Here is a 26,287-nt window from a genome sequence, read left to right as displayed (position 1 = left end):
AGTCGAAACAATCGTATTGTCAGTCGAAACAATCGTATTGTCAGTCGAAACAATCCCATTGCAACTCTAAAAGACTTGTGTGTACACCGTAGCCCCGCCTGCGGGGTGGGGTTCTTTTATGATGGGAATTTGGCGGACATGATATTACTATTGGCATTACTCAAGTAGTAGTGCCATAGAAGTCTTGCAGCAACGGCCCGCCACGGTCGCCAGTGCTGTGTCATTGCTTCTAGTTGCACTGGTGTTGGACGCGTCGCCAAGTTTTTGAGTTTTTGGAAAGCGATCGCGATCGCTAAATCGCCTTTAGGAAAGACATCAGGACGTTGCAGCGCCATTAGCAAGTAAATATCAACTGTCCAGTCTCCTATACCTTTGAGACGCTTTAACTCAGTTCTGATAGTAGTTTCGTCCATTGTTTGGAGCTTGGTTAGGTCAAGCTGACCAGTTGCGTTGGCGTAGCCCGCCTTCGGCATCGCCTGAGCCAATCCACGACAGTATAGAATCTTTTGTCGACTGAATCCAATTCCTCTCAATTGAACATCATCCAATGTCAAAAAATTTTCTGGCGTCAGAGTTACAACAACCTCACATAGACGTTTAAATACAGCCCTTGCAGCCGCTACGGAAACTTGCTGTTCCAGAATTATGCACAATAGTGTTGCAAAACCCGGTTCTCTTTGCCACATCGGTGGAGACCCCAGTGTTTCTAAAATCCGAGCCAAATCGCTATCAAGGTTGGCAAGCACTATTAAACCACGGGTAAGACTTTCTTGAGTCAGCGATTCTAATTTAGGTGTTTGAGCGGCTGTTTCTTTCAATGTCATCTTTGATAAATTGCGATCAAAAAAGGGACTAGGGACTGGGGAATAGGAAGTTCTAAGCTTGAAGTTTCGAGTTCAGAGGTCGAAGTTTCGAGTTCAGAGGTCGAAGTTCCGAGTTCAGAGGTCGAAGTTCCGAGTTCAGAGGTCGAAGTTTCGAGTTCAAAAGTTGAAGTTCCGAGTAATGATGCTCAAGTTTCAAGTTCTGAAGTCGAAATAATAATCTTTCCTCCCCAATCCCTAGTCCCTAGTCCCCAATCCCCAGTTCCCAGTCCCTAATCCCCAGTCCCGCGCGCAGCGCTCTGATTCTTGTGTAAGCAGTTTTTGTTTGCGCTCAATTCCCCAGTGATAACCACCAAGACTGCCATCACTTCGCAGTACCCGATGACACGGTACAATCAGCGCGATCGGATTAGCGCCACAAGCATTACCCACTGCACGGACTGCTTGGGGTTTGGCAAGATTACGAGCGATATCGGCATAGGTGCGCGTTTCGCCATAGGGAATTTCTTGTAATGCTTGCCAAACCTGTTTCTGAAATGCTGTGCCACGGATATCAAGTGGTAAATCAAGATGTGCCTCGCTTCCCGCAATAAAGTCGAGGATTGCTTGTATCCAGTTTTTGTGTGTGCGATCGTCACGCACGATCTGCGCTTGGTAAAATTCCTGCTTCAAAATATGTTCAAGCTTGTCTGCTTGATCGCCTAATTTTACGGCGCAGATACCCTTCTCTGTTGTTGCCACAAGCAAATATCCTAGTGGACATGAAGCGATCGTATAGACAATGCTGATTGTCTTTCCAGCTTGTTGGTAAGTTTTTGGCGTCATTCCCAGTTGTTTAGGTGCTTTCTCATAAAGTTGACTACTTGAACCATACCCCGTATCGTAAACTGCATCAGCAATTTCTTCCCCCGACTGTAAACGATGCTTCAGTCGTTGGCTACGCAGCGCATCTGCATATTGAAAAGGCGATACGCCAATTATTTTCTTAAATATTCTTTGCAGGTAGCTAGGACTCATTTCCACCTGAGAGCATAATTCCGAGAGGGTTGGAATGTGGTCAACTTGTGCTTCAATATATCGACATACTGCTAAGATTTTGGCTGTATTTGGAACTATTTCAGATTGTGGCTGACAGCGCTTACAAGGTCGAAAACTTGCAATTTCAGCATCTTGTACCGACTCAAAGAAACAAACTTGATTCCGATTCGGTCTGCGACTAGGGCAAATAGGTCGGCAATAAATGCCTGTAGAGCGAACACCATAGAAAAACTTACCTTCAAAAGCAAAGTCTCGATTGAGAACTGCTTCCCATAGTGTTTCTTCTAAAATTTGTATCTGTTGTAATTGCATTCATATCTCCTGAAATCTATTGCAGAGTTTCCCACTTTAGAGTGTTTATTATTAGTTTTTGTCTTTAGATAAAACTAGATTAAATGTGTAGATAAACTATTTTCTATCTGATTGTTGCGATCAAAGTTGATTATCTCAGTTTTTTAATGTAAAAACTTGCTAAACAGGTGTTCACTACTCGATGAAAATCATGTACAAATGTTGCTTGGTACGTGCGATCGCAGAGTCTAAGAATTTTTCCCAGTAGTTGCGATCACAGCACTGTTAACTGTTGACTGGGAAATAGTGAGTGCGATCGCGCCCTTCGGGAATTAAAAATTTCTCAGCATTTTGCGATCGCTCAAACACAAAGCTAGCATCTGGCTAGATTTATTCCCAGCAATTTTTAGCCAAATGCTAGCCATTTCAAAATCAATACACCATTAGACTTCTCAGGCATTTTTGTCTCGTTGCTCAATCAATCATTAATAACACTATAGGACTCGTATTTGATTGTGAGAAAAAACCTAACTAGGTTACGAAATGTAAATACACGTAAAACCTTTACAAATGACCAAGGACAAATGACAAAGGACAACCCTCACTAGCTAGCTTTATTTGCACCGACTTACTTAAACAAGACTAAAATTATAACTACTCAGTTGGCATACTTTGATGTATTTTGGCATGATTTGGGAATTTTTATCGAAATATTAAGGAGTTATATGGCTAACGAAATTTCTCAAACAGCAAACTTGTACGCACTATTAATCGGGATTGACTCGTATATGCCCAACAGATTACCTGATGGTAGTCTTTACAAAAGTCTTGGGGGATGTGTACGAGACATTAATCATGTAGAAGCTTTTTTAATTGATGAGCGGAAAGTTCCAAAAGAACAGATTTTGAAGCTGACAGCTTCTATTAACGACCCGAACGAACCAAGCAAACCATTAGAGAAAGAAACCCCAGAAAAACTACCTACTCGTCAGAATATGATCGATTCCTTCAGAAAGCTGAAGGAAATGGCTCCAGAAGGTTCGCAGGTATATATCCACTACTCTGGACACGGTGGACGGGCAAAGACAGTTTTCCCATCCATTAAAGGTGATGATGGCATTGATGAAGGATTAGTCCCTACAGATATTGGCACTTCAGAAGGACAGTATCTCCGCGATCTCGACCTGAGACAATTGTTAAAGGAATTGGTAGATCAAAAACTAATAGTTACAGTCGTATTGGATTGTTGTCACTCTGGGGGTGCAACGCGAGGAGATGTAGAAATTCGAGGGGGTGAGGGCATTGATGATAAACCTCTGCAACCTGGTCAAGAACTTGTCGCACCTGTAGAAACACTAGCAGAAATTTGGCAATCGGTTACAGAAGAAACGCCTCGTGGACTAAAACCCTCTGGACTACGCGCAGCCAGAGATTATGTGCTTTTAGCAGCCTGTCGTCAAAATGAGTATGCTTACGAGTATGCATTTAATCAGAAAACCAAAGAACGAAACGGTGCGCTCACCTATTGGTTGCTAGATACTTTAAGACAACAAAACCCTGGACAGACTTATAAGGATTTGTTTGAGCGCATTAATGCCAAAATCCATAGTCAATTCCCACAACAAACTCCGATCTCAATGGGTGAGGTAAATCGGATTATTTTTGGTGATGAGTTTGCTGAAACTGTTTATGCAGTTCCAGTTTTGAATGTGGAGAAAGATCCAGAGACAGGCGAAATACAGGCAAAGTTAGGGGTAGGACAGGTAAATGGTATTGCTAAAGGAGCAGAATTTGCGATCTATCCTCGGACTGTAACTGATTTAAAAAATAAAGAAAATCGGACTGCGATCGCTACAATTATTCAAAGGGGAGCAACTGAATCTCTCTGCCTATTTAAACCTATTGAAGGCAAAGAGCTTAAAGTTGAAGATGGAGATCAAGCTGTTTTAATTTCTCCTTCAATTAATCTGGTTCGCAAAGTTTCCCTGTTTAATCAAGAACAAGCAACAGAAGCAGACTTGGCTGAACCTGGTAAAGTACCAGCTAACAAACTTCTGCCAGAAATTTTTACACAGCAACCGAAGGCTTTGGAGTCACTCAAACAAGCTCTTCCTAAAAATGGTAATGGTTGGGTAGAGTTAGCAGAAGAAAAAGTAACTAAAGATGACGATGATGGAGTTGCTTATCGAGTTGTTGTTAATAACAAAGGAGAATATGAGATATGCGATCGTACTGGACATCCATATCAAAATATCGCTCCTGTAAAAATAAGTGACTCTGATGCTGCTACGACTGTCACCAAACGATTAGTTCATCTAGCCAAATACCATGCTACAGCAGAGTTAGATAACAGAGATAAAGCTTCACCTTTAGCAGGTAAGCTAGCTATTGAGTGGCTAGGAACATCAGATATTTATGAGGAAGGAGATGAGATTCCACCTAAATCTCAGTTGAAAAAGTTTGTCGATCCCAGTAACCCCACTGTAAAATCAGGTGAATATATATTCCTGTCAATTCATAATACTTCTTCGCAAGACCTGAATGTTGCTGTTCTGGATCTTGCTTCTGATTGGTCAGTCCAGCAAATTTACCCAGGTAAAGGAGAAAGATTTGTTACAATTTATGCAGACAAAAAAGAGGTTGTAGCACTTCCAGCAGGTTCGATAGGTGAAGATACTGTGAAAGTCTTTGCTACCGTTGACCAAGCAAACTTCCGTTGGTTAGAACTACCTTCACTTGATGAACAGCTTGAAGCTAAAGGATTAACCCGCTCCGCGAATCCGCTAGATGCTCTCTTGGCGGCAATTAATCGGGAGCAACCGCTTACCAGAAAGTTATCTGTAGCCGCATCTCCCAGCCGTGAGTGGACAACAAAACAGATAAGCTTGACCGTTACCAAATAATTAAACGGTATTTTAACGCACTTTTGATGCGAGAGGTTGACCGAAGCAAAAAAGGATGCAAGCCCCTAAATTTATTTATGGATAAGAAAAAAGATTTATTTCGAGATGCGAAGCACGAGAAATAATGCGTCCCTATTCAAGCCCGTGCTTTGAAGCATGGGGTATTTAATTGCGAATTGCGTTAGCGCAGCGTTAGCGAGTCTGCGAGCGTCATTGCGAATTGCGAATTGGAGATGACCTGTCTTTAAAGGAGAACAATTATGGCTAATAAAGCCCCCATGAAAGATATCATCGTCATTCTTCCCGGCATTCTGGGAAGCGTCTTACAAAAAGATGGCAAAGACCTTTGGGCAGTCTCAGGTCAGGCGATTTGGCAAGTGCTGACTAATTTCAGTAACACAATCCACAATCTAAAGTTAGGTCAGGACGATGCAAATGCTGAAAGCTTAGGCGATGGCATTCGAGCAACTTCACTGATTCAAGACACCCATCTGATTCCGGGATTTTGGAAAATTGACGGTTACACTCAAACTTCACGCTTGATTACCGACAACTTTAACGTTACTCCCGGCGATATCTATAACGATCCAGACGATAAAGCCGCCAACTTCTATCAGTTTCCCTACGACTGGCGGCGAGATAGTCGGCCCAATGCACATATCTTGAAAAAACTGATCGATAAGCGTCTAAAACGTTGGCGTGAAGCTAGTGGTTCTGCTGACGCTAAAGTGATTTTGATGGCTCATAGTATGGGAGGTTTAGTCTCTCGCTATTACCTAGAAGTCTTAGAAGGTTGGCGTGATTCTCGTGCCTTATTCACCTTTGGTACGCCCTATCGCGGTTCTCTCAAAGCCGTAAACTTTTTGGCAAATGGCTACAAGCAGCAATTTCTGGATCTGACAGAGGTAATGCGATCGCTCACTTCCATTTACCAACTGCTACCCATTTACGAAGTAGTTAAAATTGGCGAAAGCTATAAACGTATTGCGGAAGCTGACGCACTCCCTAACATTGATAAAGGTAAAGCGCAAGATGCTCTAGCGTTTCATCGAGAAATTGAAGCTGCTGTCAAACAACATCTCAATATCGAGGAGTACCGCCAGTCGTTTACTGTCGTGCCGATCGTTGGTGTGGAGCAACCAACCTTGCAATCTGCGATTCTTGAAAACGGCAAGCTGACAGCAAGTGAAGATTTGCCAGCTGTACTTCAAAATCGATTTGACTTAAGTTACGGTGACGGTACGGTTCCGCAAGTTTCGGCTATCCCCATCGAGCGATCGCAGAACTTTGATAACTTGTTCATTGCTGAACAGCACGGGGCATTACAAAATCAAAAACAAGTGCTAGAAAATCTACTCAACTGTCTAGGATTGAGCCAGTTCGACTTAGCAGCAGTTAAAGCTCCCCAAGCAGCTATTAGTCTGAGTTTAGATGATTTGTATTTACCCAATGAACCTGTAAGCATTCAAGCAAGAGTAACGGGGCCGATATCATTTGGAAAACTTCAAGCACAAATCACATCAGTTTCCCAGGAGCAACCTGCTGTGAATCTTGACTTTGGGCAACGAGAACGTGACTGGATATTGACAATCGATGGCTTGCAACCTGGACTTTACCGAGTGAGAGTGCAAACAGAAAACTCAAGCGATCAAGCCCCAACTCCTGTTCACGATCTGTTTGAAGTTGTTCGGTAGACGTAGGCAATCCAGCATGAAACGAATTTTGATCCTGGCATCTAATCCCAAAGGAACCTCAGTTCTTGATTTGGATCGAGAGATCCGAGATATTCGAGAAGGACTGAGGCGATCGCTAAACCGCGATCGATTTGACATCGAAGTCCGGGGAGCAGTCCGCCCCATTGACTTAAGACGCGCCATGCTGGAAGTGGAACCACAAATTGTTCATTTTTGTGGACATGGCAGTGGAAAAGGTGGATTGGTGTTAGAGGATGATGATGGCAATGAGCATTTTGTCAAAAGTGATGCACTTTCAGAACTATTTGAACAATTCTCGGACACTGTAGAGTGTATTCTGCTGAACGCCTGTTACTCTGAAGTCCAAGCAGACGCACTTATCCAGTATATTAACTATGTGATTGGCATGAACCGCGAAATTGGGGATGAAGCTGCGATCGCCTTTTCCATAGGATTTTATGATAGCGTTGGGGCTGGAAAATCTATTGAAGTTGCCTATAAGCTAGGGTGCAACTCAATTGCTCTGGAGTTTTCTTCTTCCACTCCAAGTCGTAAGCTCATTCCAATTCAGTCTCCTGAAGATAGGCAAACTCTACTCTCTCCCGACCACTTGATTCCCGTACTGAAGAAAAAAGAAAATCTCAATGTTATTGTTACATCTGCAAGTCCTTCCGTGTCTATCAACAAATCTCAACTTGAACCCTTGATTGGTCATTCAGACTGGATTCGTTCTCTGGCTTTTAGTCCCGATAGCAAAACAATATTGAGTAGTAGTAACGATAAAACAGTCAGATTATGGGATGTAGAAACAGGGCAACTTTTACATTTACTCACAGGTCATCGAGATAGAGTTAAGGGCGTTGGCATCAGCCCTGATGGACAACTACTGCTTAGTTGCAGTGCAGATGCTAACGTCAAAGCTTGGGATAAAAATCAACTAACAGCCAAAAAAACTGGAGACTGCCGTTATACCATCCGCGCGTCTTCCAAACCCATTACCCTTGTTCATTCCCTACCCGTTAGCCCAGACCCCCAACATCCAATTTTTGCAACTGGGGCAGAGCATGGCAAAGTATCATTATGGCGTTTGGATACTGGCGAATGGATACGCACATTCCAAGCACATAGCAGCCCAGTGATTTCCCTTAGTTTCAGTGAAGATGGACAAGTCTTGGTAAGTGGTAGCGTCAATAGCACGATTAAAGTTTGGCAATTAAATCAGAACTCTAATCAGCCACACCATATCATCGCCCACGCCCATTTGAGTGAGGTCTTATCGCTGGCAATTAGTCCTGATTGTCAAACATTGGTAAGTGGCGGAGCAGATAGAACAATCAAACTTTGGGATTTAACAACTGGAACGAAGAAGATACCCCATATCCTTGAAGGTCATGCAGGTCGGGTTTGGTGTATTGCCATTAGTCCAGATGGTAAAAAAATTGCTAGTGCCAGTGCGGATTACACTGTGAAGATTTGGGATTTACAAACTGGAAAGATTCTTCAAACCTTCGCTGGACATTTGGGTGAAGTTCGTACTGTCGCTTTTAGCCCAAATGGCAATCTTCTGGCTAGTGGCGGTGATGACCTGGAAATCAGGCTTTGGCAAATTCAAGCAACGGATGCCGCTTCATGAAGACTTTTTGCATTGACCTTAATTAATAACGTGAACTGATATTGAACAAATTAACCAAATAAGTGATGTCAGTATCACTTATTCAACCTAATATTTACAGAGCTTGACCTGTGCAGCAAGGGCAGTGACAATAAGCATCTGCGCGTCTACCTACGCTCACAGCTTGCATTGGTATTAACGTATTAACGAGAAGGTTAGATAGATGAAACAATGGCTCCCTGCAATGCTTTTACCTCTTGTTCTACTGCAAGCACCGGTCTTGGCACAAACAGAGTCTGTGCCTGAAGTGAATGGACAAAACCCTGCAACAGCAGTAGTACCTCAAACAACAAAGCCTAATGCAATCCCAGAATTGATGCCATTAAAGGGAACAGAGCAAATCCGCCTTCAGCTAGTTAACTGTGGAGGATGGGTAGACTGCGCTTTAGCTCGGCTGCTATTACCTGCCAGTGCATATATCGACCAACGCGAGCTTCGATTTGATAATTCTACTCAGGTTCCTGTTAGCATCCTCAATACAGCAGTAGTTGTAGAAGGTGACTTTACAGGCTACCAACTTAATAACCAAGCTATTTCTCTTTCTGTTGATATTAAATCCCTACCTGCCAATCAGATTATCAGCATCCCACTCATCCTTAAACGTTCTGTAATACCTCCCGATCAGTATAGTGGAGCAGTTTTTCTGACTCTCCAAAATCGCCGCGATCGCCTCTCTTTGCCAATTAACTTAAGTGTTCGCAACGGCCCTGTATTTCCACTGATTGTTTTGTTATTTGGTGTGATTTTGGGCCGACTTTTCAAATATATGCAAGAACGCGGTGAGCCACAAGCAAATGCACTCGAAGAAGTCTACCGTTTGCAAGCAGATATTGCAGGCGCAAAACTAGAAGACGAAAACAAACAGTTGTTAGCGGGTATGGTAACTGAAGTTCGCACGTTTGTAGTCCGGGAACGATTGGATGTAGTACCAACTCAAGTGCAAACAATTCGCGATCGCCTCGAAACCCTAATCAAGCTGCAAGCATTAGAGGATCAACTCAATCAGCAAGCAACTACCTTTCCCACAGATGTTGATGAATATACAGTGAAGATTCGCAAAGCTCGGTTGTATATCGCTCAAAAAGAAGATAATAAAGCCAAAGAGCTATTAGAGGAAATCAGTTCAGATTTAGACAGCGTTAGTCCCAGAGGCGCTGAAGACTCAGGGGTTGAAGCCTATAAAAGATCCCTAGAGGAAGCTCTAACAGCAACCGATCGCATAAACCAACCGACTGGAGAACCGAAGACTACATCCAGTCTATTAGGTAAATTCCAACAGCTTTTAATTAATCTTTCTGGTGTGTCCGATCAAGTTCGCGCTGAGGCAACTTTTTGGGTGGTGCGTCCGCTACTATCTCTAACTTTGCTTGTTGGCTTATCAGCTATGGGTATCAGCTCTCTTTATATAGAGAACGGCACAACCTTCGGTGCTAGACCTTTTGCCGATTATTTAGGATTGATTCTCTGGGGACTCAGTGCTGATGTTGCCAGTCGTAGCTTGAGTAATCTTCCAGGAGCAAAGCAGTAAAAGCAACAGTTATTTGATCCTGGTAAAGTAGAGAGCGATCGCCTTCATCTTGTCTTATATCATGTTCGGTTGAAGACTTATCATTAAGACGGCAGGGAGCAGGGGAAAAGAGGGTTTCCTGGTTTTTGCACAGATGCGCTAATCAAAACTAATTAGCCCAAAATTCCATCGTATCATTTATTTCTGAGGCTGCGCCAAATCCTTAATAATCCTAAATAAAAAATGAAAAAAATTTTAATTATTGCCGCTAACCCTCCTGCTACCTCTCGATTACGCTTGGAGCAGGAAATACGGGATGTTGAAGAAGCGATTCGGCGATCGCGTTTTCGCGAGCAGTTTAAACTGGAAATCAGGGTTGCTGCCCGTCCGATTGACATCCAACGCGCTTTACTTGACATTGAACCTCAGATTGTTCATTTCTGCGGTCATGGAGAAGGACAATCAGGGCTAGTTCTGGAAGATATAGCTGGTCTACCAAAATTTGTTAGTGCCGAAGCGTTATCGAGCTTATTTAAGCTTTTTGCTAACAGTGTTGAATGTGTATTGTTAAATGCTTGCTATTCTGAGGTGCAAGCAGATGCAATTGTTCAGCACATTAATTATGTCATTGGCATGAACCAGGAGATTCGAGATGATGCAGCGATCGCATTTGCCGTTGGCTTTTATGATGCTCTTGGGGCAGGAAAGTCGGTTGAATTTGCCTACGAGCTAGGTTGTGTTGCTATTCAAACTGCTATACATAAGAATACAATAGGCGATCGGAAATTAATACCAGTTGATGTAGTTGGCGAAAGTCGCAGGATTGAAGAACATTTGAAGCCAGTTTTAAAGAGGAAAAGACTGACTCATGACTACACTAGATTGGAAAACCTTTTAAAAACGGGACGTTGGAAGGAAGCCGATCAAGAAACGTTTACTATCATGCTGAGGATTGCTGAGTGTGAAGCTAAACAATACCTGGATGTAGAAGATATCCAAAAATTCCCGTCCGAGGATTTAAAAAGTATTGATAACTTGTGGATAACCCATAGCAATAGCCATTTTGGGTTTAGTGTTCAAAATCAAATTTGGAAGAGTAAAGAAATTGATGGCAATCCCCATTCAGGTGTGAAAACATTTCGCGCTTTTGGTGACTGTGTAGGATGGCGAATGAAATACACTGTAGATCGTAAAGAAGATTACAAATGGCGAGATTACAATAGTGTGCTCTTTAGCCTTAAAGCTCCGAAAGGACATTTACCTTGGGGAGGATGGGGCGATCCAGGAAAGTTTAAACGCTGGCGACTTGGCTATCTGTTTGCCCGCTTTGATTAAACATTAGCGTTAAGGCGTTTCTGCCAAAGAACAGGTTGCAGTGTTCTTCTTCAAACGGTGACAAGCCGCGATAGGGATTTTTGAAAACATCCAATGGGGGAGCAGGTGGTAGATTCAGCAGATGTCCCGGTGTCAGAAAGATGTACTCGCCGTAGGCGTAGCCCGTCGTAGACATCGCACCAGTCGCGGCTTGTGCTGTCAGAGTTGGGTTCAGCAGCGAGCAACTCAATATCACTACAAGAGTTACTATAAAGTGGAGAAAATTTGACATTTGATTATGACCGATCAGGATAGTTATAAGCAGCAACTAAGAGAATTTTATGGTAGTAGAACGACTTATGACCATGAGGAAGGTACTCGCCATCCTCTAGAAGCCAAGCTTCTACTAGAATTTGTTTCTTTACATTCGGGACAGAAAATTCTTGATGTGGCGACTGGAACAGGTTTAGTTGCAATTCCTGCTGCTGAAAAAGTTGGTTCAGAGGGCTATGTAATTGGGATTGATATGACCCCTGGAATGTTGCATCAAGCAAGACTTAAAATTGCCGCAGCCAGATTACAAAACATCGAGTTGATTGAGACAGATGCAGAATATTTCAACTTGAGCAATGATAGTTTCGATGTTGTCTTTTGCTGTGAGGCGATCGTACTTTTTCCTGATATTCTTACTATTTTGCAAAAGTGGTATCGCATCTTGAAAACAGGAGGGTTTGTGGCATTTACCTGTCCTCCAGAAACTGCTTATATGGCATCTCTTCAGCAGAGAATCTGCGCTAGAGTTTTGGGTGTATCGCTACCACATATCCTTGAACCACTTGGGACTCTAGAAAAATGTCGCAATTTGCTCAATCAAGCGGGTTTTAGAGATATCGAAATTAAGATTGAACCATCAGGACGTTATCGCCCTCTTAGGGATAATAAATTATCTGGGACAGCAATTAATATAAATTTTAAAGGTAATCCGTTGTTGTCAAAATTATCACCAGAACAATTAAATCAGTTGCAAGTTGAGTACAAAGCAGAAATTGAGAAACTAGCAACCGATCAAGGTATTTGGGAAGATACGACAAAGTTCTTTGTTCGCGCTCGAAAATAAGTTAATCAGCTTTGCTGCTGAACTTACAGCTTCGGGCGATCGCTCATGATAATCTAGCCATTAATAATCACAATGATCGTTTAACCTCCTAGACCGATGTGGAAGTAAACATTTTCAGGATTTACTTGAACAGCCCCTTTAAAAATTTGTAATCCAACCTTTGGACATTATGCAAAACCTGTCCCTGATATTAGTGCCTGTAATCGCTGCACAGAAAGCAGCAGGTGACGGTTTAATAAAACCTCTCGGTCATCACGAGCTGCTGTTGCTGCTGGTGCAACTGTCACTATTGCTTTTAGTAGCGCGGGGATTAGGTGAGTTGATGCGCCGGATTAACCTACCGCCTGTTGTTGGAGAATTACTGGCGGGTGTGCTGCTTGGCCCTTCTCTATTTGGTTTAATCCTTCCAGACTTACAGGCGCACATCTTTCCCAAAAGTCAAGAACAGTCTAATTTACTTTCGGTGATTTCTTGGTTAGGCGTGTTATTTTTGCTGATTGTGACTGGGCTGGAGACGGATTTAAAGCTGATTCTTCGTAAGGGTAAAACGGCTCTTTTGATTTCACTGGGCGGAATTATTGTCCCGTTTATCACCGGATTAGGATTGGGCTGGCTATTGCCAGATAATTTTTTAGCCGACCCAGAAAAGCGATTGGTATTTAGTCTGTTCATCGCCACAGCAATGAGTATTTCGGCAGTACCAGTGATTGCGAAGGTGCTGATGGACTTAAACCTGATTCGCCGTGACATTGGTCAAGTTACCTTAGCTGCTGGGATGACTGACGACACCATCGGCTGGATTTTACTTTCTGTGGTTTCAGGTTTAGCTAGTAGCGGCAAATTTGACCTTGGGACAATTTTCCATTCTGTGAGTGCGGCTATATTGTTTCTAGCGATCGCCTTCACAATTGGGCGTACCATTGTAGACCAGATATTGCGCTGGGTTGATGACTACGTTGGTGGTATCGCCGCTAGTATATCAGTTGTGCTGATTCTTTCGCTCTCGGCAGCAGCACTTACCCACGCATTAGGTCTAGAAGCAGCATTAGGTGCTTTCGTCCTGGGGATTCTATCCGGTCAATCCCGTCGCTTTAGCAATGAAGCTGGACACATGTTAGAAGTCTTCACAGCAAGCTTTCTAGCACCAATTTTCTTTGCTTCAGCGGGTTTGAAAGTTAACTTGCTAGCTCTGTTAGTCCCTCAAACATTGATATTTGGCTTGATTGTTCTTGCTGTCGCCTGTGTTGGCAAATTTACAGGTGCTTACCTTGGTTCTCGTGCGGGCGGATTGAGTCATTGGGAAGGTTTGGCGATGGGTTCCGGGATGAATGCTCGCGGAGCGATGGAAATTGTCGTTGCCACCATTGGTTTATCTTTGGGAGTGCTGAATCCCCAGATGTACTCGATTATTGTCATGGTAGCGATCGTCACTTCCCTAATGGCTCCACCCCTTTTGCGCTGGTGTTTGTCGAAGGTGGTTATGGGTGAAGAGGAAGCTCGACGTTTGGAACAAGAAGAACAGGATAGCCGCAGTTTTATCAAGCAGATTCATCGTGTCTTAATACCCACTAGTGGTGGCCCCAACATCCAACTTGCAGCGCAACTAGTCGGTTACATGGCTCACCAAAACTCGATAGAAGTTACATCTCTATATGCTCTGAGTGATAAGCAACCTCAAAGCAGAGCACGCCGGATGGCGGCAACCCAGGTTAAAGACACAGCTGCCGAGCAAGCTCTGGCTGCTGTGACTGAGGAAATGCAACTACCTGCTGATACCACCCTGCAAACAAAAACAGAGTCTGGGCGTAATAAAGCGGAGGTAATTCTGAATGAAGCGAACAAAAACTATGACTTGATTGTACTGGGAGCTTCCGAACAGATAAGTCCCCAGAAAGCATTATTTAATTTGCTTGTCGATCGGGTTGTCCAAGAAGCGCCTTGTGCAACAATGGTGGTAAAGTCGCACTTACCCCAATCCAAAGGCGAGATTTGCAAAATCGCTCAACAACAGCTGAAAAAGATTTTAGTGCCAACGGTGGGGACAGAATATAGTAAAAATGCTGTAGAGATGGCAAGTACGATCGCAGCCCAAACCGGGGCACTAGTAACGATCGTTAACGTGATTAATTTGCCACAGGTTGAGTATATTCTTTACGAACAGCGATCGCTAGCTCCAGTCAAGGAAATTGCTCACGATATGCTCGAACAGCAAGCAGAAATTGGCCGCAATCTGGGTGCTGATGTTAAAACTTATATTCTTCAAGGAAGCAGCCCAGAAAAGGAAATCCTCAAGTTTGCCCAAACCCAGGAAGTTGACCTAATTATTCTAGGGAGTAATATCCGAATGGTTACGGGTCGCGTTTTCTTCGGTCATAGAGTCGATGCAATTCTGAGTAAGGCCCATTGCCCAGTAGCGGTAATTACTACCCCATAGTCGTTTTACAGCAGTTTTCAGGTATTTAGACCACAATTGAGATGAGGAGGATGAGGGAGTAGGGCGTGGTGTGGTTCAATTACTTGAAAAACGCTGTATAAGCAAATTGGAGAGCAAGAACAGACTAAAAGGCGTGAAATAGCAGCTTTGGAAAAAACACAATGTATTGACGCAGTTGCTTCAGCTTATACTGAATATAAAATAATTGCTGAACAAGAAAAGACAAAAAGATGAGAAATCGACGCTTGGGAAAAAGAAACAATTACCAAGATTAACGCCCAGCGAGATTTGCTGATGGTGTATCTAGATCGCTCTTTTGATGAACGTGCAGAAAACTTTCGCGCTTTGTTTGCTGTCGTTGATAATGCGATCGCATCCGGCAATAATGAACAACTAGCCCTTACCTTAAACTCAATCACAGAAATTGCTAAATCAAGCCCTTTCAAAGACCTTGCTAACTTAGCTTCTGTTCGCGCCGCTTTAGATGATCCAGACCACGAATGGACGTTTTAATTTTCTAAAAGTGCGATCGCTCTCTTAAAATATTTCAAAAAAGCCTGCGTTTGCAAGCTTTTTTTATGTAGTGTGAGGCTTACAAGCGCTCTGAAATAATAGCAATCGCTCTTTCACCTCATTTTCCGATGCGCTCAAGTTCCTCTCGCAATACTCGCCGTAATATCTCTTCTAACGGTTCACGGCGCTGCTGAATGTACTCACGCAAGGCATCGTTAATCAAAGTTTGGTAATTTCCCCCACCTGCTGCATGAACTTGGTCACGAAACCATGCTAGTACTTGATCATCTAGGCGAATTGTAATTCGAGTTTTGCCTGCTGGTGTTGATTCAATCGCTCCCCGCTTCCCCTGGCTAAAATCATACTCAGCTTCCATAACTTATCCCTCCTCATACTGCTTTTGTTCATAGCGCGTAGCTTGGCGGGCAGAAATCAATCAAATCTCATCATTGCGCCATGTATACACAACTACTAAAACTCGACTGAAAGCATCTATCCCAATAGTGATAAATCTCTCTTCATCAAAACGTTCGTCTGTGATGGTAATTGCCAAATCGTCAGAAAACACGGTTACTGCATCAGCAAAGTCAACACCATGCTTGCGAAGATTAGCTGCTGCCTTATCCTTATCCCACTGATACGCCATCTCAATCTATCATATGTACATTTGTGCATATTAGCAGATGAAGATTACTTAACTGGTGTAATTTTATTGTGTTTTTTTCAAACCTTAAAAATCTTCATCATCAACAAAAAATTCCGCATCGTCTTCCAATCGAGAATTACCTTGCCCAATACCAGCAAGTCCCCACAGAGGTTGCAGTAGTGCCATGCCAATTAACCCGACAACGGCACTAAAAGCTAGCACTAAACCCATTGGTATCTGAATCGATTGGAATGTTAAGAATTTTAACGATACGGGTGTAGCATTTTGGACTGAAATAATTGCGATCGCGATTACCCAAACCGCTACAACTAGAGATGTCAAAAAAGGAGCGATTTTCATACTTTGACGAAGTTAGGAGTTAGGAGTGAGGAGTTAGAAGTTTGGAGTTATTACAACTATTTTCAGCTAAATATACGACGAGGTGAGGGCACAGCGTTTGTCTGGTTGTCTGGTTCCCAATCTCTGACTGGGAATGCCTAACGCGAGGCGGAGCCTCCCTTACTCGCAGCAGCAGCCCAATGACAAGTATTTCCAGCCTCTTGCTGGAAACGAGGTTTGAAAAGGAGTTTTAGCTTAAGTTGACACCCATGAGCAACACTGTGCCCCTACGACAGATATGGTTGAAATACATGAAAACTGCTGTAATTCACATTTTGATCGAAATTAGAAATCAGGAGTTAAGAATTGCTAATTTACAACTCTTAACTCCTAATTCATAACTCTTAACTTCTAATCCTTATGCCTCTAGTTTAGCAATGGCACTCTGTAACTCTTGGGCGATTTGGGTGAGTTTTTCGGGAGTGTTAGTTTCTAGGTAGACGCGTACCAGTGGTTCTGTACCGGAAGGACGCAATAAAACCCAGCTACCTTCTTCTAAATACAGCTTAATACCGTCTTTACGCCCCACTTCCTTGACTTTAATTCCTGCTACCTCTGTAGGTGGATTTTTAGTAAAGGAGTCGATGACGGCGGTTTTGTGCGCCTCTGTGAGGTGCAAGTCTAGGCGGTTGTTGTAAAGTGGGCCATCCGCCTCGGCGATCGCCTCCTTAACCAGCTGACTCAGGGGTTTGCCTTCATAAGCGATCGCTTCTGCCACCAGCATATCGGCTAACACCCCGTCTTTTTCGGGAATATGTCCAATAATACTCAAACCGCCTGATTCCTCTCCACCAATTAACACGGCAGTTTCGCGCATTTTTTCGCCGATGTATTTAAAACCAACTGCTGTTTCGTAAATTTGCAGCCCATTTTTAGCAGCGAAATTATCCAGCAGGTGGGTTGTAGCGACAGTACGGACTATTGCGCCTGTTTTACCTTTGTTTTTGATTAAATGACGTGCCAGAAGTAGCAGCACAGTATTCGGAGTGAGGACGTTTCCTTGTTCATCAACGATACCAAAGCGATCGCTATCTCCATCCGTTGCCAAGCCCAAATCTGCTTGGTCGTGAACTACTGCTTCCACTAACTCAACTAACTGTTCTCCTTTGGGTTCTGGCATCCCACCCCCAAATAAAACATCCCTCCAATTGTGGAAACTTTCTAACTGAACGCCACTATGTTGCAAAACTTCATCTAAATAACCGCGAGAGGTAGAATACAAAGCATCGTACTTTACCTTTAAATTAGCGCTTTTGATCTTTTCTACATCAAGTAGAGTGTAGATAAATTGCAGGTAATCTGGTTTCGGATCGAAAATTGAAATTGAACCAGATGGGTTGCTCCCAGGCAACTCATCCGATGCACCTTCTATATTTGCCACAATAGTATCAGTAATCTCTGGAGTGGCAGGCCCAGCATAATCGGGTATATATTTAATTCCACAGTAGGGTGCTGGATTATGGCTAGCAGTAAACATTAACGCCCCAGCTGAATTTAGGTGACGGGCGTTGTAGGCAATTACTGGTGTGGGACAATCCCGCTCGGTAATTTTTACAGTCCAACCCAAGTCTGCTAATACTTGGGCCGCTGTTTGGGCAAACTGGTCAGCTAAAAAGCGAGTATCGTAGGCAATAAGTACTGGTCTATCTTTTGTGTAGGCTGTTTCTAAGTAAGTGGCGATTGCCCTTGTTACTTTTCTCACATTGGGGAAAGTAAAGTCATCGGCAATAATCCCTCGCCATCCATCGGTACCAAATTTTATCTTGCTAGACATTTTTGCCACTTGCTCCGGTACATTATCAGTACTATAAAAGCTTCCCGCAAAGCGTGTGTAGCAGCAAGTATCCTCCGAAGTTCTTTTCTAAGGAAGCCTTAGCTTAAACTTCTCCCCACCGTATTTTCTCTCACTGTTTCTGAGCAATGTCAACCCCCGATCGACCTTTTGCCAGTTATCACCTTTGGTCTCTAGTTGCCCCAGCGACTGGGCAAGAACGCTGGCATTGCCAGATGAGACGGGGGTTTATCAAAGCACGGCAACACGAACCACAAGTCAAAGCGCTTTTAGGGCAAGCCACTGCGCCCCAGCGGATTGGCATACTAGCTCAAAAAGGCGTTTATGAGTTTCATCATCACAGGCATCTGTTAAAGCAAGCAGATGGTGTAGAAAGAGTTGCACAGCTACTTAAATTAGGCAACTCAAGCGTTCAAGTCCAGCAACGCGTGCTGCAAATTTTGCAAAAATATCACGATGCGCCGTTGCTTTTGGATAAAGATATTATCCAATTAACTCCGGGTGATGAAGGCTTTCCTAAACCGATAGTAGTAGAACAAGAAGATTATTGCTTTCGCTTATATGCAGCTATGGACTGCGTTTTCATTGAATCTGATAGCACTTTACATATTTTGGATTTCAAAACTGGTAAGTCGGCTTTTGACAAACGACAGGCGTTAGTTTACTTGTTAGCTGCTCGTTATCTTTACCCTGGACGAAAAGCTGTTGCATCATTTTATAATTTAGAAATATGTAAAAAATCAGAGTTGATTAGTATTAATAACAGTGAGTTAGAATCCTTAAAATTTGAGTTAGCGAATATTGCCCACAAGCACCAGCACGATTTGCAAAAATATCAGGAAGAAACTACTAATTTCAGTAAAATATTTCCTCCTAATCCTGGCTCTCACTGCCGATTTTGCCCATTTAGCTCAATCTGTGACTTTGCCGATTTTAAGCAGCATCAATCGTATCCATTGCCTAGTTTAAGAACTCATAGCTAATTGGTTTACCTTTTTATCCTGGTTTCACATTCAAAAAAAAGCTGCTAAATCCTCGTACTTTTACTGACCTCACTCTTGACTCCTGTCAGACAACCTAGATGTAAACTACACCGATTTTTATCTTGGGTTGTGAGGAGTTAAGACTAGTGCGATTAACGATAAATAAATCTGTTTATAAATCAGTTAGAATTTGGACTTTTCTTTTACTTCTAATATTTAAGGGAGTTTTTCCTAAACCAGCTTTTGCCTTCCTGTCGTCAGATGTTGAGGAAATTAGCTTCTTATCCTCGGCAGAAAGGCGGAAGTCAAAAGTTAAAAGTCAGGCGATCGCTCACCAACAGCAAAAACCCCACGGTTAACGGTGGAGGGCTAAAAGTTCTCTTGTGATGGTACGAAAATACTATAAAGGGATTTTTATTTTAAAAATAATCGATCTCTAATGGACTTCCAAATAAAAAACATCCAACTACTTCTTGTGGGGTGGGCGTGTTTTTGTGGGAAAGCGGCTATTCCAACCGCTTTCCCACAAACAAAAGTAGTATAGCAAAGTGCTGAGTGCTGAGTAAAAACCCAGTAATTTCAGGGTTTTGAGCAATCACCAATGTCCTAACTGCCTTAGCGGTTGCTATATAAATAATTTTCCGGTAAATTGCCTCAAAACACCCAAAGTCAACACCCTAGTTTGAAGCTCCTAAATTTAAGGGACTTTATTGATACAGTTTTATCCTTGGCGATCGCAATATGGGACTTCCAAAGAATATTTTATTTTTTGGAAGTCCCTATTGAAAACGGCTCATCAAATCCTTAGTATAACTTTCTGCACAACTGCTCATTTCACCCCTCTTCGTACAATATTTTAGTGATTGCTTGAATATGTTCTTGAACGACTTGCTTTTTTTCTGGAGTCATTAGTAACTAATTATACTCATCTTACTTATCAGGACTGATTTTCGCTCTCTTTGCAAACAACTGGGATGCTCTCAAATTTTGATTAAAAGGGACAAAAAATATAAGATTCTGTCCTGATTTATATTAACTATTTTCTTGAATTAATAAATCAAAAAATGGATGATACTAAGGGGATGAAACGAGTTAAAGTTTAATTCCCACAAAAACTTAAATTTGGAGTAATTTATCATGGCTGAAATTAAAATCAATCAACTGAAATCTGAAAAACCATCTGAAGAAATCATTGACTTAAAGGCTAAATCTGCCAAAGATTCACCAGAGTTTACGGCTTATACAACTGTACGTGGTGGGCTTTCTTTTGCATCTGCTAAATGGTCTTCTTCTTTAGCTTAAAAGAAGAGATCCGTGCAAAATAGTTCTTAAACAACGAGTAAATATCGTGAATCAAAGAGCTATTTTTAATAAATTAATCACAGTGATATAAATAATATTATTAGTTTTCTCACTGTGATTATTTTGGTCTAATAGCTTAGAAATAGCAAAGCAGAGAAATAATTTATTAAAAGCCGTATTTTGATTTTTTGCTTTTTGATAATAGTGAGATAGGCAAAAATAAAAAATATGTTTAAAGCTTTTTCCCTATTTCAAATGAGCGCTATATTCGTGTAGTACATATTAGCTTATTAGTGACAAAAATCAGGAAAAAAAACCATGCTAGCACTTAATAGTTCACCAATAGCTTGGCTAAATCGACAATATTTTGATCTTGGCCCTCTTAATGGTGGAAGACCGCATCATTATGGCATTGAATTCAGTTATCGCAGTTTAGTAAATAACACTCCACTGCCGTATAGTGTACAGGTAAATATATCTCCTTTTTTTCGAGAATCTCTCATCAAAGAAACTGGGATGCTCCAATACCAAGTTGATCATCCATTAAAACTTGTAAAGGAGTTACGTACCGAACGTTGGGAAAACCTTTGTGAGTATTTATCAAATTATCAAGAACTCCCAAATCTGACTAAATTACGAGTGATGAATCTTTTGAGAAGCTTGTGCTTTCATCGGATAGTGAAAGAGTATATACCAGAGATGGCTGGCTCAGTAATTGCTAGCAATGTAGAGCTTGCTGCTCTAGCATGGTGTAGAGCGCTTTCTAGCTTGATTTCTCACTTTGATGATCGCACTTTTGATTACATTAAAGAGATTGAAGCGATCGCTACTCATGCTCCATCAGGGAGTCGGGTAAAAATAAATGCTGCTTTACAACTTGTAGTAGAGTATGCAAAAACTTTTGGGGATTTAGCGGCGGCTGAGTTTTGGTGTGAAGCAGTTACCAAGGAAATTCAAGACTTAAAACCTTCACTCAACGATTTTGAATACAATTTGTTAATGAGTATATACTATCGTTCTGTTTCTTTTGTGCCGTTTTTACGCAGGGATAAACAGAAGGTAGTTGAAGAAATGGATTTATGTGAATCTTATGCAAGAAGTCTGACTTGCGAAAATGAAGTGCAACAAGTTGTAGCGCGAGAAAATCTCAGTCTTTGCATAGAAAGCCGTTCTAAAGAAGCTATATGGCTAAACAATCTCGATCTTGCAGAAGAACGAGTACGCCTGATAGTGCAGATGGAGCCTTTAGAACCTAGATACCATCTTGAGTTGGCTGAAGTCCTGACCAAGCAAAGTAAACTTGAAGAAGCAGCCAAAGTATATCGTTCAGCTACAAGGTTAGGCCCTCCAGGTACTCCAGTTGCTTGGTTTATGGCTGGTCAGTGTCATGAGAAAATAGGCGAACTAGGAGTAGCTAGTGACTGTTATCTTGCTTCTCTTCAAATAGAGCCAGAGGCTATTTCGGTTGTCAAACTCCTATCTAATTTAGCTCCTCGTTTAGGAAATCCAGCACTCGTAAATTGGAGCAATTTACGTTTAGCTGAACTCCAACAGCAGCAACAATTACAACCTAAAACTACACCTCGATACCAAAGCGAATCGTTGTCTGCATTAAAACAATCGGCAGATAAAGCATTAGTCTGACGTAAGAATAAAAGTATAAACTGATTTGAAGCAGATAAATGCGAATTTGATAGGAAAAAAGATAGGTCAAGTATTATGTATGCGTCAGACCTATCTAATCTTTTTTGTCCTCCACATCATCAATAATTAGTGGAATTTAAATGACACAATCTATTGTAATAACAAGTAAGGATATTCTTAATGAACTTCAACTATCTTGTAAACTTCCTGAAATAATTGAAAAAATTATTGCTAGTAATATCGTGAAAGCGGCTGCTCTTGAAAATGGGATCAAAGTAGAAACAGAGAAGTTGCAACAAGCAGCAGATAAAATCCGGTTAGCTAACAACCTCGATAGTGTGGCTGAAACATGGCAATGGCTGGAAAAACATCATTTGTCGCTAGATGATTTTGAAGAAATTACTTATACCAATCTAATTTTTGGGAAGTTAGCAACATATCTATTTGAAAATAAAGTTGAAGAATACTTTTTTGCACACCAATTAGACTATATGGGTGTAATTATGTATGAAGTCATTTTAAAGGATGAAGATTTAGCGTTAGAACTTTTTTATGCTATTAAAGAAGGTGAAATCAGCTTTTATGAAGTTGCTCACCAATACGCCGAGAATATAGAATTACGTCGCTCTTGTGGATATCAAGGAGTAGTACGTCGCCAAGATTTATTACCAGAAATATCTGCGGCTATTTTTGCAGTTAAGCCACCCCAACTTCTCAAACCAATTTTCACGTCAGGAGGAATTCACTTGATTTTGGTGGAGGAGATTATTCAAGCGGAGTTTGATGCACAACTTCGCCAGCAAATTGTGGCATATTTATTTTCAGAGTGGCTGAAAAAGCAAACTCAACAAGTTAATTTTAATCTTCAGCTTGACTAAAGCAAACCAATAGAACCATTTCACAGACAATATAAACCCAATCTTGGAAGTTTAAAATTACTTTATGAAATTAACTCAGGTCAGTCATAGTCTAAAATAATTCTTTTCTATTCTGTAGACGAACATGAGGCACTACAGAAATTTTTTGAATTGTTGGAAGAATACTTGAATAGGAACAAGAGTTTAGGGACTTCCAAGAAATAAATTATCCATGTTGTGGGGTGGGCAAGATGCCATTGGTGTCAAGTTAAGATACCAGCCCAGATGTCAAGCGACCTTGCAGCGTTACGTCGATGTCGTTGGCGAACAGCTTTAACTAAGCCCATAGAACGCTGATGCTCAACCAGCCAAAAAAATTGTCCCAAGATTCTATCTCTTGGCTTGTTGGGGCTGGACAACTTACCCGATGTCTTTTGTCTGGATTTCCTTGCTTCTTCCGTGGCTTACCAAAACAGTGCTGAGTGCTGAGTAACTCGGCTTAGAGTAAAAAGTAAAATTAACAGACTAGGCACATAGGGTTCCAAGCCCCTAAATTTATTTATGAAAAAAAATAGAAATATTTTTTAAGGGGACTCGACATGCTGTGAAAAAGCGAAAAACGCGGTCTTGGGCAAAGCCCCAAGTGGAGCGATTTTTCAAGACAATGTGTCCTTGTTTCAATCCCCTAGTTTTAACTATGGGGTTATACTCTAAGCCGAGGCACTACTGAATCATGGCTATTTTCAACACCATTGTGTTCAGTTTAACCATTGAGTTTTAAGCTGTTACGCATTTAATTTGTATATTTAATCGTGTTCGCGCAGCGTCTCCTTCAGGAGAAGGCTGTCATTGGTCATACCCTGCGGGAAGGCGAAGCGCCTACGTCATTAGTCATTTGTATTTCAAAGTCCAGATGACTAATGACAAAGGACGGTCTAACTGCAAAGATGTACAATCTAGACGCGCATCAGCTTACCCACTTGACAAGACCTAATTTTCTTAACTTGACACCAATGGCATCCTGCCCGCCCAGCTTATGCAATTTAAATGTGGAACAGCTTAAGACTTCCTATGGCAGAATTTTTTTTGCAGTAATCCTGTAAAATCACGAAAGGGTACATTGAATAAATTTGTTCAACTGCGATCGGGCATTTTAAGAGTTAGTAGCATTAACTCTCAAAATGCCCTTGGAGTAAACCTTTGGATATAAACTATTAGAAATTCGTTTTTATAATAGTTTATAGCAATAGCCATGTACTCAATTTCCAAAACAGATTAATAGCAATTATGAGTCCCATAAAAATTACTATGTTGGGCGAAAGCTTGAAGCGCCAAGGTGGAATAGTTTCTGTGGAAAAGCTCATTCTTGAAGAAGCTACCTCTGATATTCAAATTAAACACATTACTACTTTACCGAATGGTTCTGCTGCCCAGAAAGTGTTAGTGTTTTTGCAGGCAATAGGTGAGTTATTTTGGAACTTATTAAACCAAAAAACTGACCTCATTCACATCCATGTTTCAGATAGAGGTAGTGCTTTTCGTCATTCAATCACTACTCTTATTGGTTGGCTATTTCAAAAACCAGTAATTATTCATACTCATAGTGCTGATTTTCATTTGTTCTACTCTAAACTACCTCAATGGCTTAAGCAGTGGCTAAGTTGGTCGTTTTGTAAATGTACCCGTTTCATTGTTTTATCAGATAGCTGGAAAAAATTCTACATTGAGAATCTTGGCTTGAAGTCAGAGCAAGTTATTGTTCTCCCTAACCCAGTAAAAATTCCCGCCCAAATTCCACAGCGAATAGATTCCAAACAGATATTTTTCTTATTTTTAGGGCGCATTGGTGAGCGCAAAGGTACTTTTGATTTAATTAAAGCATTTGCTTCTATACCTGTTGCTCAACAAAGCCAAGCCAAGTTAGTTATAGCGGGCGATGGAGATGTAGAACAAGCTCGTAGTTTGATCCCAACTCTAAATCTTATTGACTACATCACTGTTCTTGATTGGGTAGATAAAGAAAAACGTGACGAGCTTTTAAATAAAGCTGATATCTTTGTGTTACCTTCCTACAACGAAGGTCTGCCTATGGCACTACTAGAAGCAATGAGTTGGGGTTTGGCAGTTATCACTACCGCAGTGGGAGGAATACCCGAAATAGTTACTCAAAATCAGAATGGTTTATTAGTGAATCCGGGGAATATTCAACAATTGTCAGAGGCAATGCAATCTTTAATTGCAGACGAAAATCTGAGAATATCTTTGGGAAATAATGCACGGGTCAGAGTTAAACACTTGGATATAAACAATTATCTTACATCTTTAACAGGTATTTATACAGCAGTTATCAATCGAGAACCATCTTGATGAAAATAAGTTTAAGTGGCTTACACTATCTATTCAATACCAAACTTATAAACGACGTAATTCATTCTGTATAAGGATAATAGGCGTTGAAAAGGTATCGATTTAATATTAGGAAAAGTTAAGGAAGCGATAAAGATATTATTCTTTTGTTGTTTGTATTATTCTAAACTTGGTATACTGGCTAATAAATAAGGGAGGTGCAGAAATGAAAACTTTTCCTGAAGTCAAGTTGTTTGATACAAGATTCCATAAAGTTCAAGTACACGAATTAGTTGATTATTTAATAGAAGCAGCAAAAAACCAAAAAAAGACAGTTGTAGGACATGTGAATATCAGAGCCATGAATTTCGCTTATGAAAAATCTTGGTATCGAGATTTTTTGAATAAGGCTGATTTAGTATTTTGTGACGGATTTGGTGTAATGGTAGGAGCTAGATTCAATGGTTATTCAATGCAATCTGCGCATCGAATGACAGCACCAGATTACATAGAAGATTTAGCATTAAAGTGTGAGAAAGAAAACCTTTCTTTATTTTTGTTAGCTGGAAAACCTGGCGTAGTGGATAAGGCAGTTACTAAGTTAGAATTAATTGCGCCTAATTTACGCGTACAGGGACATCATGGTTATTTTGACAAATCAGGAAAAGAGAATGATTTGGTAATAGAAAAAATTAATAAATTCCAACCAGATATTTTATATATTGGTTTCGGTATGCCGTTACAGGAACGCTGGATTTTAGATAACTTCAATAAAATTGAAACTATTGTATTTTTACCTTTGGGTGCTTGTCTAGATTTTTATACTGACTCTATATATCGCGGGCCGCGTTGGCTGACTGATAATGGTCTGGAGTGGTTAACACGCTTAATTACTGAACCTACTCGTCTATCAGACCGTTATATTGTAGGCATCCCATTATTTTTTTTTCGTGTAGTTAAACAGCGAATCACTCAAAGAATGATAACAAATCGCTAAATAAATTTGTTCTAAAT

The 26,287-nt window shown here is 41.3% G+C and carries 23 protein-coding genes; 15 read left to right on the top strand and 8 right to left on the bottom strand.

All coding sequences use genetic code 11. From position 1 onward, the window contains the following. Positions 1 to 116: 116 nt before the first annotated feature. Both RMY63_RS00935 and ada read right to left on the bottom strand, forming a co-directional pair. The gene (locus RMY63_RS00935; protein WP_322726886.1) at positions 117 to 824 is read right to left on the bottom strand and encodes a DNA-3-methyladenine glycosylase 2 family protein; all 708 of its coding nucleotides are present in this window, start codon (positions 822 to 824) and stop codon (positions 117 to 119) included. 234 nt (positions 825 to 1,058) lie between these two features. Next, positions 1,059 to 2,171 carry a bifunctional DNA-binding transcriptional regulator/O6-methylguanine-DNA methyltransferase Ada gene (gene ada / locus RMY63_RS00930; RefSeq protein WP_322726885.1) on the bottom strand — a complete coding sequence of 371 codons (1,113 nt, stop codon included), beginning with the start codon at positions 2,169 to 2,171 and terminating at the stop codon, positions 1,059 to 1,061. Between the two features lie 704 nt (positions 2,172 to 2,875). On the opposite strand from ada, the gene RMY63_RS00925 reads away from it, so the two are divergent. The 5 genes from RMY63_RS00925 to RMY63_RS00905 all read left to right on the top strand — a co-directional run bounded on the left by RMY63_RS00925 (position 2,876) and on the right by RMY63_RS00905 (position 11,261). Next, positions 2,876 to 5,053 carry a caspase family protein gene (locus RMY63_RS00925; RefSeq protein WP_322726884.1) on the top strand — a complete coding sequence of 726 codons (2,178 nt, stop codon included), beginning with the start codon at positions 2,876 to 2,878 and terminating at the stop codon, positions 5,051 to 5,053. A gap of 260 nt (positions 5,054 to 5,313) precedes the next feature. Beyond that, positions 5,314 to 6,747, top strand: coding sequence for a lipase/acyltransferase domain-containing protein (locus RMY63_RS00920; protein ID WP_322726883.1), 1,434 nt, complete (start codon positions 5,314 to 5,316; stop codon positions 6,745 to 6,747). Positions 6,748 to 6,763: 16 nt separating this feature from the next. After that, positions 6,764 to 8,380, top strand: coding sequence for a CHAT domain-containing protein (locus tag RMY63_RS00915; RefSeq protein ID WP_322726882.1), 1,617 nt, complete (start codon positions 6,764 to 6,766; stop codon positions 8,378 to 8,380). A 202-nt stretch (positions 8,381 to 8,582) separates the two neighbouring features. Beyond that, positions 8,583 to 9,947 (top strand): hypothetical protein, encoded by a 1,365-nt coding sequence (locus RMY63_RS00910; protein WP_322726881.1) that lies wholly within the window; start codon positions 8,583 to 8,585, stop codon positions 9,945 to 9,947. Between the two features lie 222 nt (positions 9,948 to 10,169). Then, entirely contained in the window at positions 10,170 to 11,261 is a 1,092-nt protein-coding gene (locus RMY63_RS00905; RefSeq protein ID WP_322726880.1) for a GUN4 domain-containing protein, read from the top strand. Here the strand turns inward: RMY63_RS00905 and RMY63_RS00900 are convergent. Continuing rightward, complete coding sequence (locus RMY63_RS00900; protein ID WP_322726879.1) at positions 11,218 to 11,532, bottom strand: hypothetical protein; 315 nt, start codon at positions 11,530 to 11,532, stop codon at positions 11,218 to 11,220. The two genes, RMY63_RS00905 and RMY63_RS00900, sit on opposite strands and share 44 nt — an antisense overlap. A gap of 6 nt (positions 11,533 to 11,538) precedes the next feature. Here RMY63_RS00900 and RMY63_RS00895 point away from each other — a divergent pair, with 6 nt between their 5' ends. From RMY63_RS00895 to RMY63_RS00885, 3 genes are all read left to right on the top strand, one after another. Beyond that, the gene (locus RMY63_RS00895; protein WP_322726878.1) at positions 11,539 to 12,357 is read left to right on the top strand and encodes a class I SAM-dependent methyltransferase; all 819 of its coding nucleotides are present in this window, start codon (positions 11,539 to 11,541) and stop codon (positions 12,355 to 12,357) included. 169 nt (positions 12,358 to 12,526) lie between these two features. Next, a complete protein-coding gene (locus RMY63_RS00890; RefSeq protein ID WP_322726877.1) occupies positions 12,527 to 14,791 on the top strand; it encodes a cation:proton antiporter in 2,265 nt (754 codons plus the stop codon). A 294-nt stretch (positions 14,792 to 15,085) separates the two neighbouring features. Then, positions 15,086 to 15,304, top strand: a complete 219-nt coding sequence (locus RMY63_RS00885; RefSeq protein ID WP_322726876.1) for a hypothetical protein — start codon at positions 15,086 to 15,088, stop codon at positions 15,302 to 15,304. Positions 15,305 to 15,422: 118 nt separating this feature from the next. Here the strand turns inward: RMY63_RS00885 and RMY63_RS00880 are convergent, their stop codons facing one another. From RMY63_RS00880 to RMY63_RS00865, 4 genes are all read right to left on the bottom strand, one after another. Then, complete coding sequence (locus RMY63_RS00880; RefSeq protein ID WP_322726875.1) at positions 15,423 to 15,680, bottom strand: BrnA antitoxin family protein; 258 nt, start codon at positions 15,678 to 15,680, stop codon at positions 15,423 to 15,425. 60 nt (positions 15,681 to 15,740) lie between these two features. Continuing rightward, on the bottom strand, positions 15,741 to 15,950 hold the full coding sequence (locus tag RMY63_RS00875; RefSeq protein ID WP_322726874.1) for a BrnT family toxin: 210 nt from the start codon (positions 15,948 to 15,950) through the stop codon (positions 15,741 to 15,743). 84 nt (positions 15,951 to 16,034) lie between these two features. Next, entirely contained in the window at positions 16,035 to 16,310 is a 276-nt protein-coding gene (locus RMY63_RS00870; RefSeq protein ID WP_322650706.1) for a LapA family protein, read from the bottom strand. 397 nt (positions 16,311 to 16,707) lie between these two features. Next, positions 16,708 to 18,123 (bottom strand): phosphoglucomutase/phosphomannomutase family protein, encoded by a 1,416-nt coding sequence (locus RMY63_RS00865; protein WP_322726873.1) that lies wholly within the window; start codon positions 18,121 to 18,123, stop codon positions 16,708 to 16,710. Between the two features lie 146 nt (positions 18,124 to 18,269). On the opposite strand from RMY63_RS00865, the gene RMY63_RS00860 reads away from it, so the two are divergent. The 5 genes from RMY63_RS00860 to RMY63_RS00840 all read left to right on the top strand — a co-directional run bounded on the left by RMY63_RS00860 (position 18,270) and on the right by RMY63_RS00840 (position 22,948). Further along, on the top strand, positions 18,270 to 19,124 hold the full coding sequence (locus RMY63_RS00860) for a PD-(D/E)XK nuclease family protein (RefSeq protein ID WP_322726872.1): 855 nt from the start codon (positions 18,270 to 18,272) through the stop codon (positions 19,122 to 19,124). A gap of 146 nt (positions 19,125 to 19,270) precedes the next feature. Beyond that, positions 19,271 to 19,483, top strand: a complete 213-nt coding sequence (locus RMY63_RS00855) for a hypothetical protein (RefSeq protein ID WP_322726871.1) — start codon at positions 19,271 to 19,273, stop codon at positions 19,481 to 19,483. 778 nt (positions 19,484 to 20,261) lie between these two features. Next, positions 20,262 to 20,426 (top strand): hypothetical protein, encoded by a 165-nt coding sequence (locus tag RMY63_RS00850; RefSeq protein WP_322726870.1) that lies wholly within the window; start codon positions 20,262 to 20,264, stop codon positions 20,424 to 20,426. A gap of 318 nt (positions 20,427 to 20,744) precedes the next feature. After that, positions 20,745 to 22,070, top strand: a complete 1,326-nt coding sequence (locus RMY63_RS00845) for a tetratricopeptide repeat protein (protein WP_322726869.1) — start codon at positions 20,745 to 20,747, stop codon at positions 22,068 to 22,070. Positions 22,071 to 22,210: 140 nt separating this feature from the next. Continuing rightward, complete coding sequence (locus RMY63_RS00840; RefSeq protein ID WP_322726868.1) at positions 22,211 to 22,948, top strand: peptidylprolyl isomerase; 738 nt, start codon at positions 22,211 to 22,213, stop codon at positions 22,946 to 22,948. A 242-nt stretch (positions 22,949 to 23,190) separates the two neighbouring features. On the opposite strand, the gene RMY63_RS00835 is transcribed toward RMY63_RS00840, so the two are convergent. After that, positions 23,191 to 23,313, bottom strand: a complete 123-nt coding sequence (locus RMY63_RS00835) for a hypothetical protein (protein ID WP_322726867.1) — start codon at positions 23,311 to 23,313, stop codon at positions 23,191 to 23,193. A gap of 901 nt (positions 23,314 to 24,214) precedes the next feature. Here RMY63_RS00835 and RMY63_RS00830 point away from each other — a divergent pair. Continuing rightward, a complete protein-coding gene (locus tag RMY63_RS00830; RefSeq protein WP_322726866.1) occupies positions 24,215 to 25,294 on the top strand; it encodes a glycosyltransferase family 4 protein in 1,080 nt (359 codons plus the stop codon). A 205-nt stretch (positions 25,295 to 25,499) separates the two neighbouring features. Next, positions 25,500 to 26,270: a WecB/TagA/CpsF family glycosyltransferase gene (locus tag RMY63_RS00825; protein WP_322726865.1), complete on the top strand. Its 771-nt coding sequence runs from the start codon at positions 25,500 to 25,502 to the stop codon at positions 26,268 to 26,270. Positions 26,271 to 26,287: the final 17 nt, after the last annotated feature.

The organism is Nostoc sp. ChiQUE01b, assembly GCF_034531255.1.
Classification (GTDB): Bacteria; Cyanobacteriota; Cyanobacteriia; order Cyanobacteriales; family Nostocaceae; genus Nostoc.
Note: the sequence above shows the minus strand (reverse complement) of the source record. Positions and strands in the feature narration are given on the sequence as shown.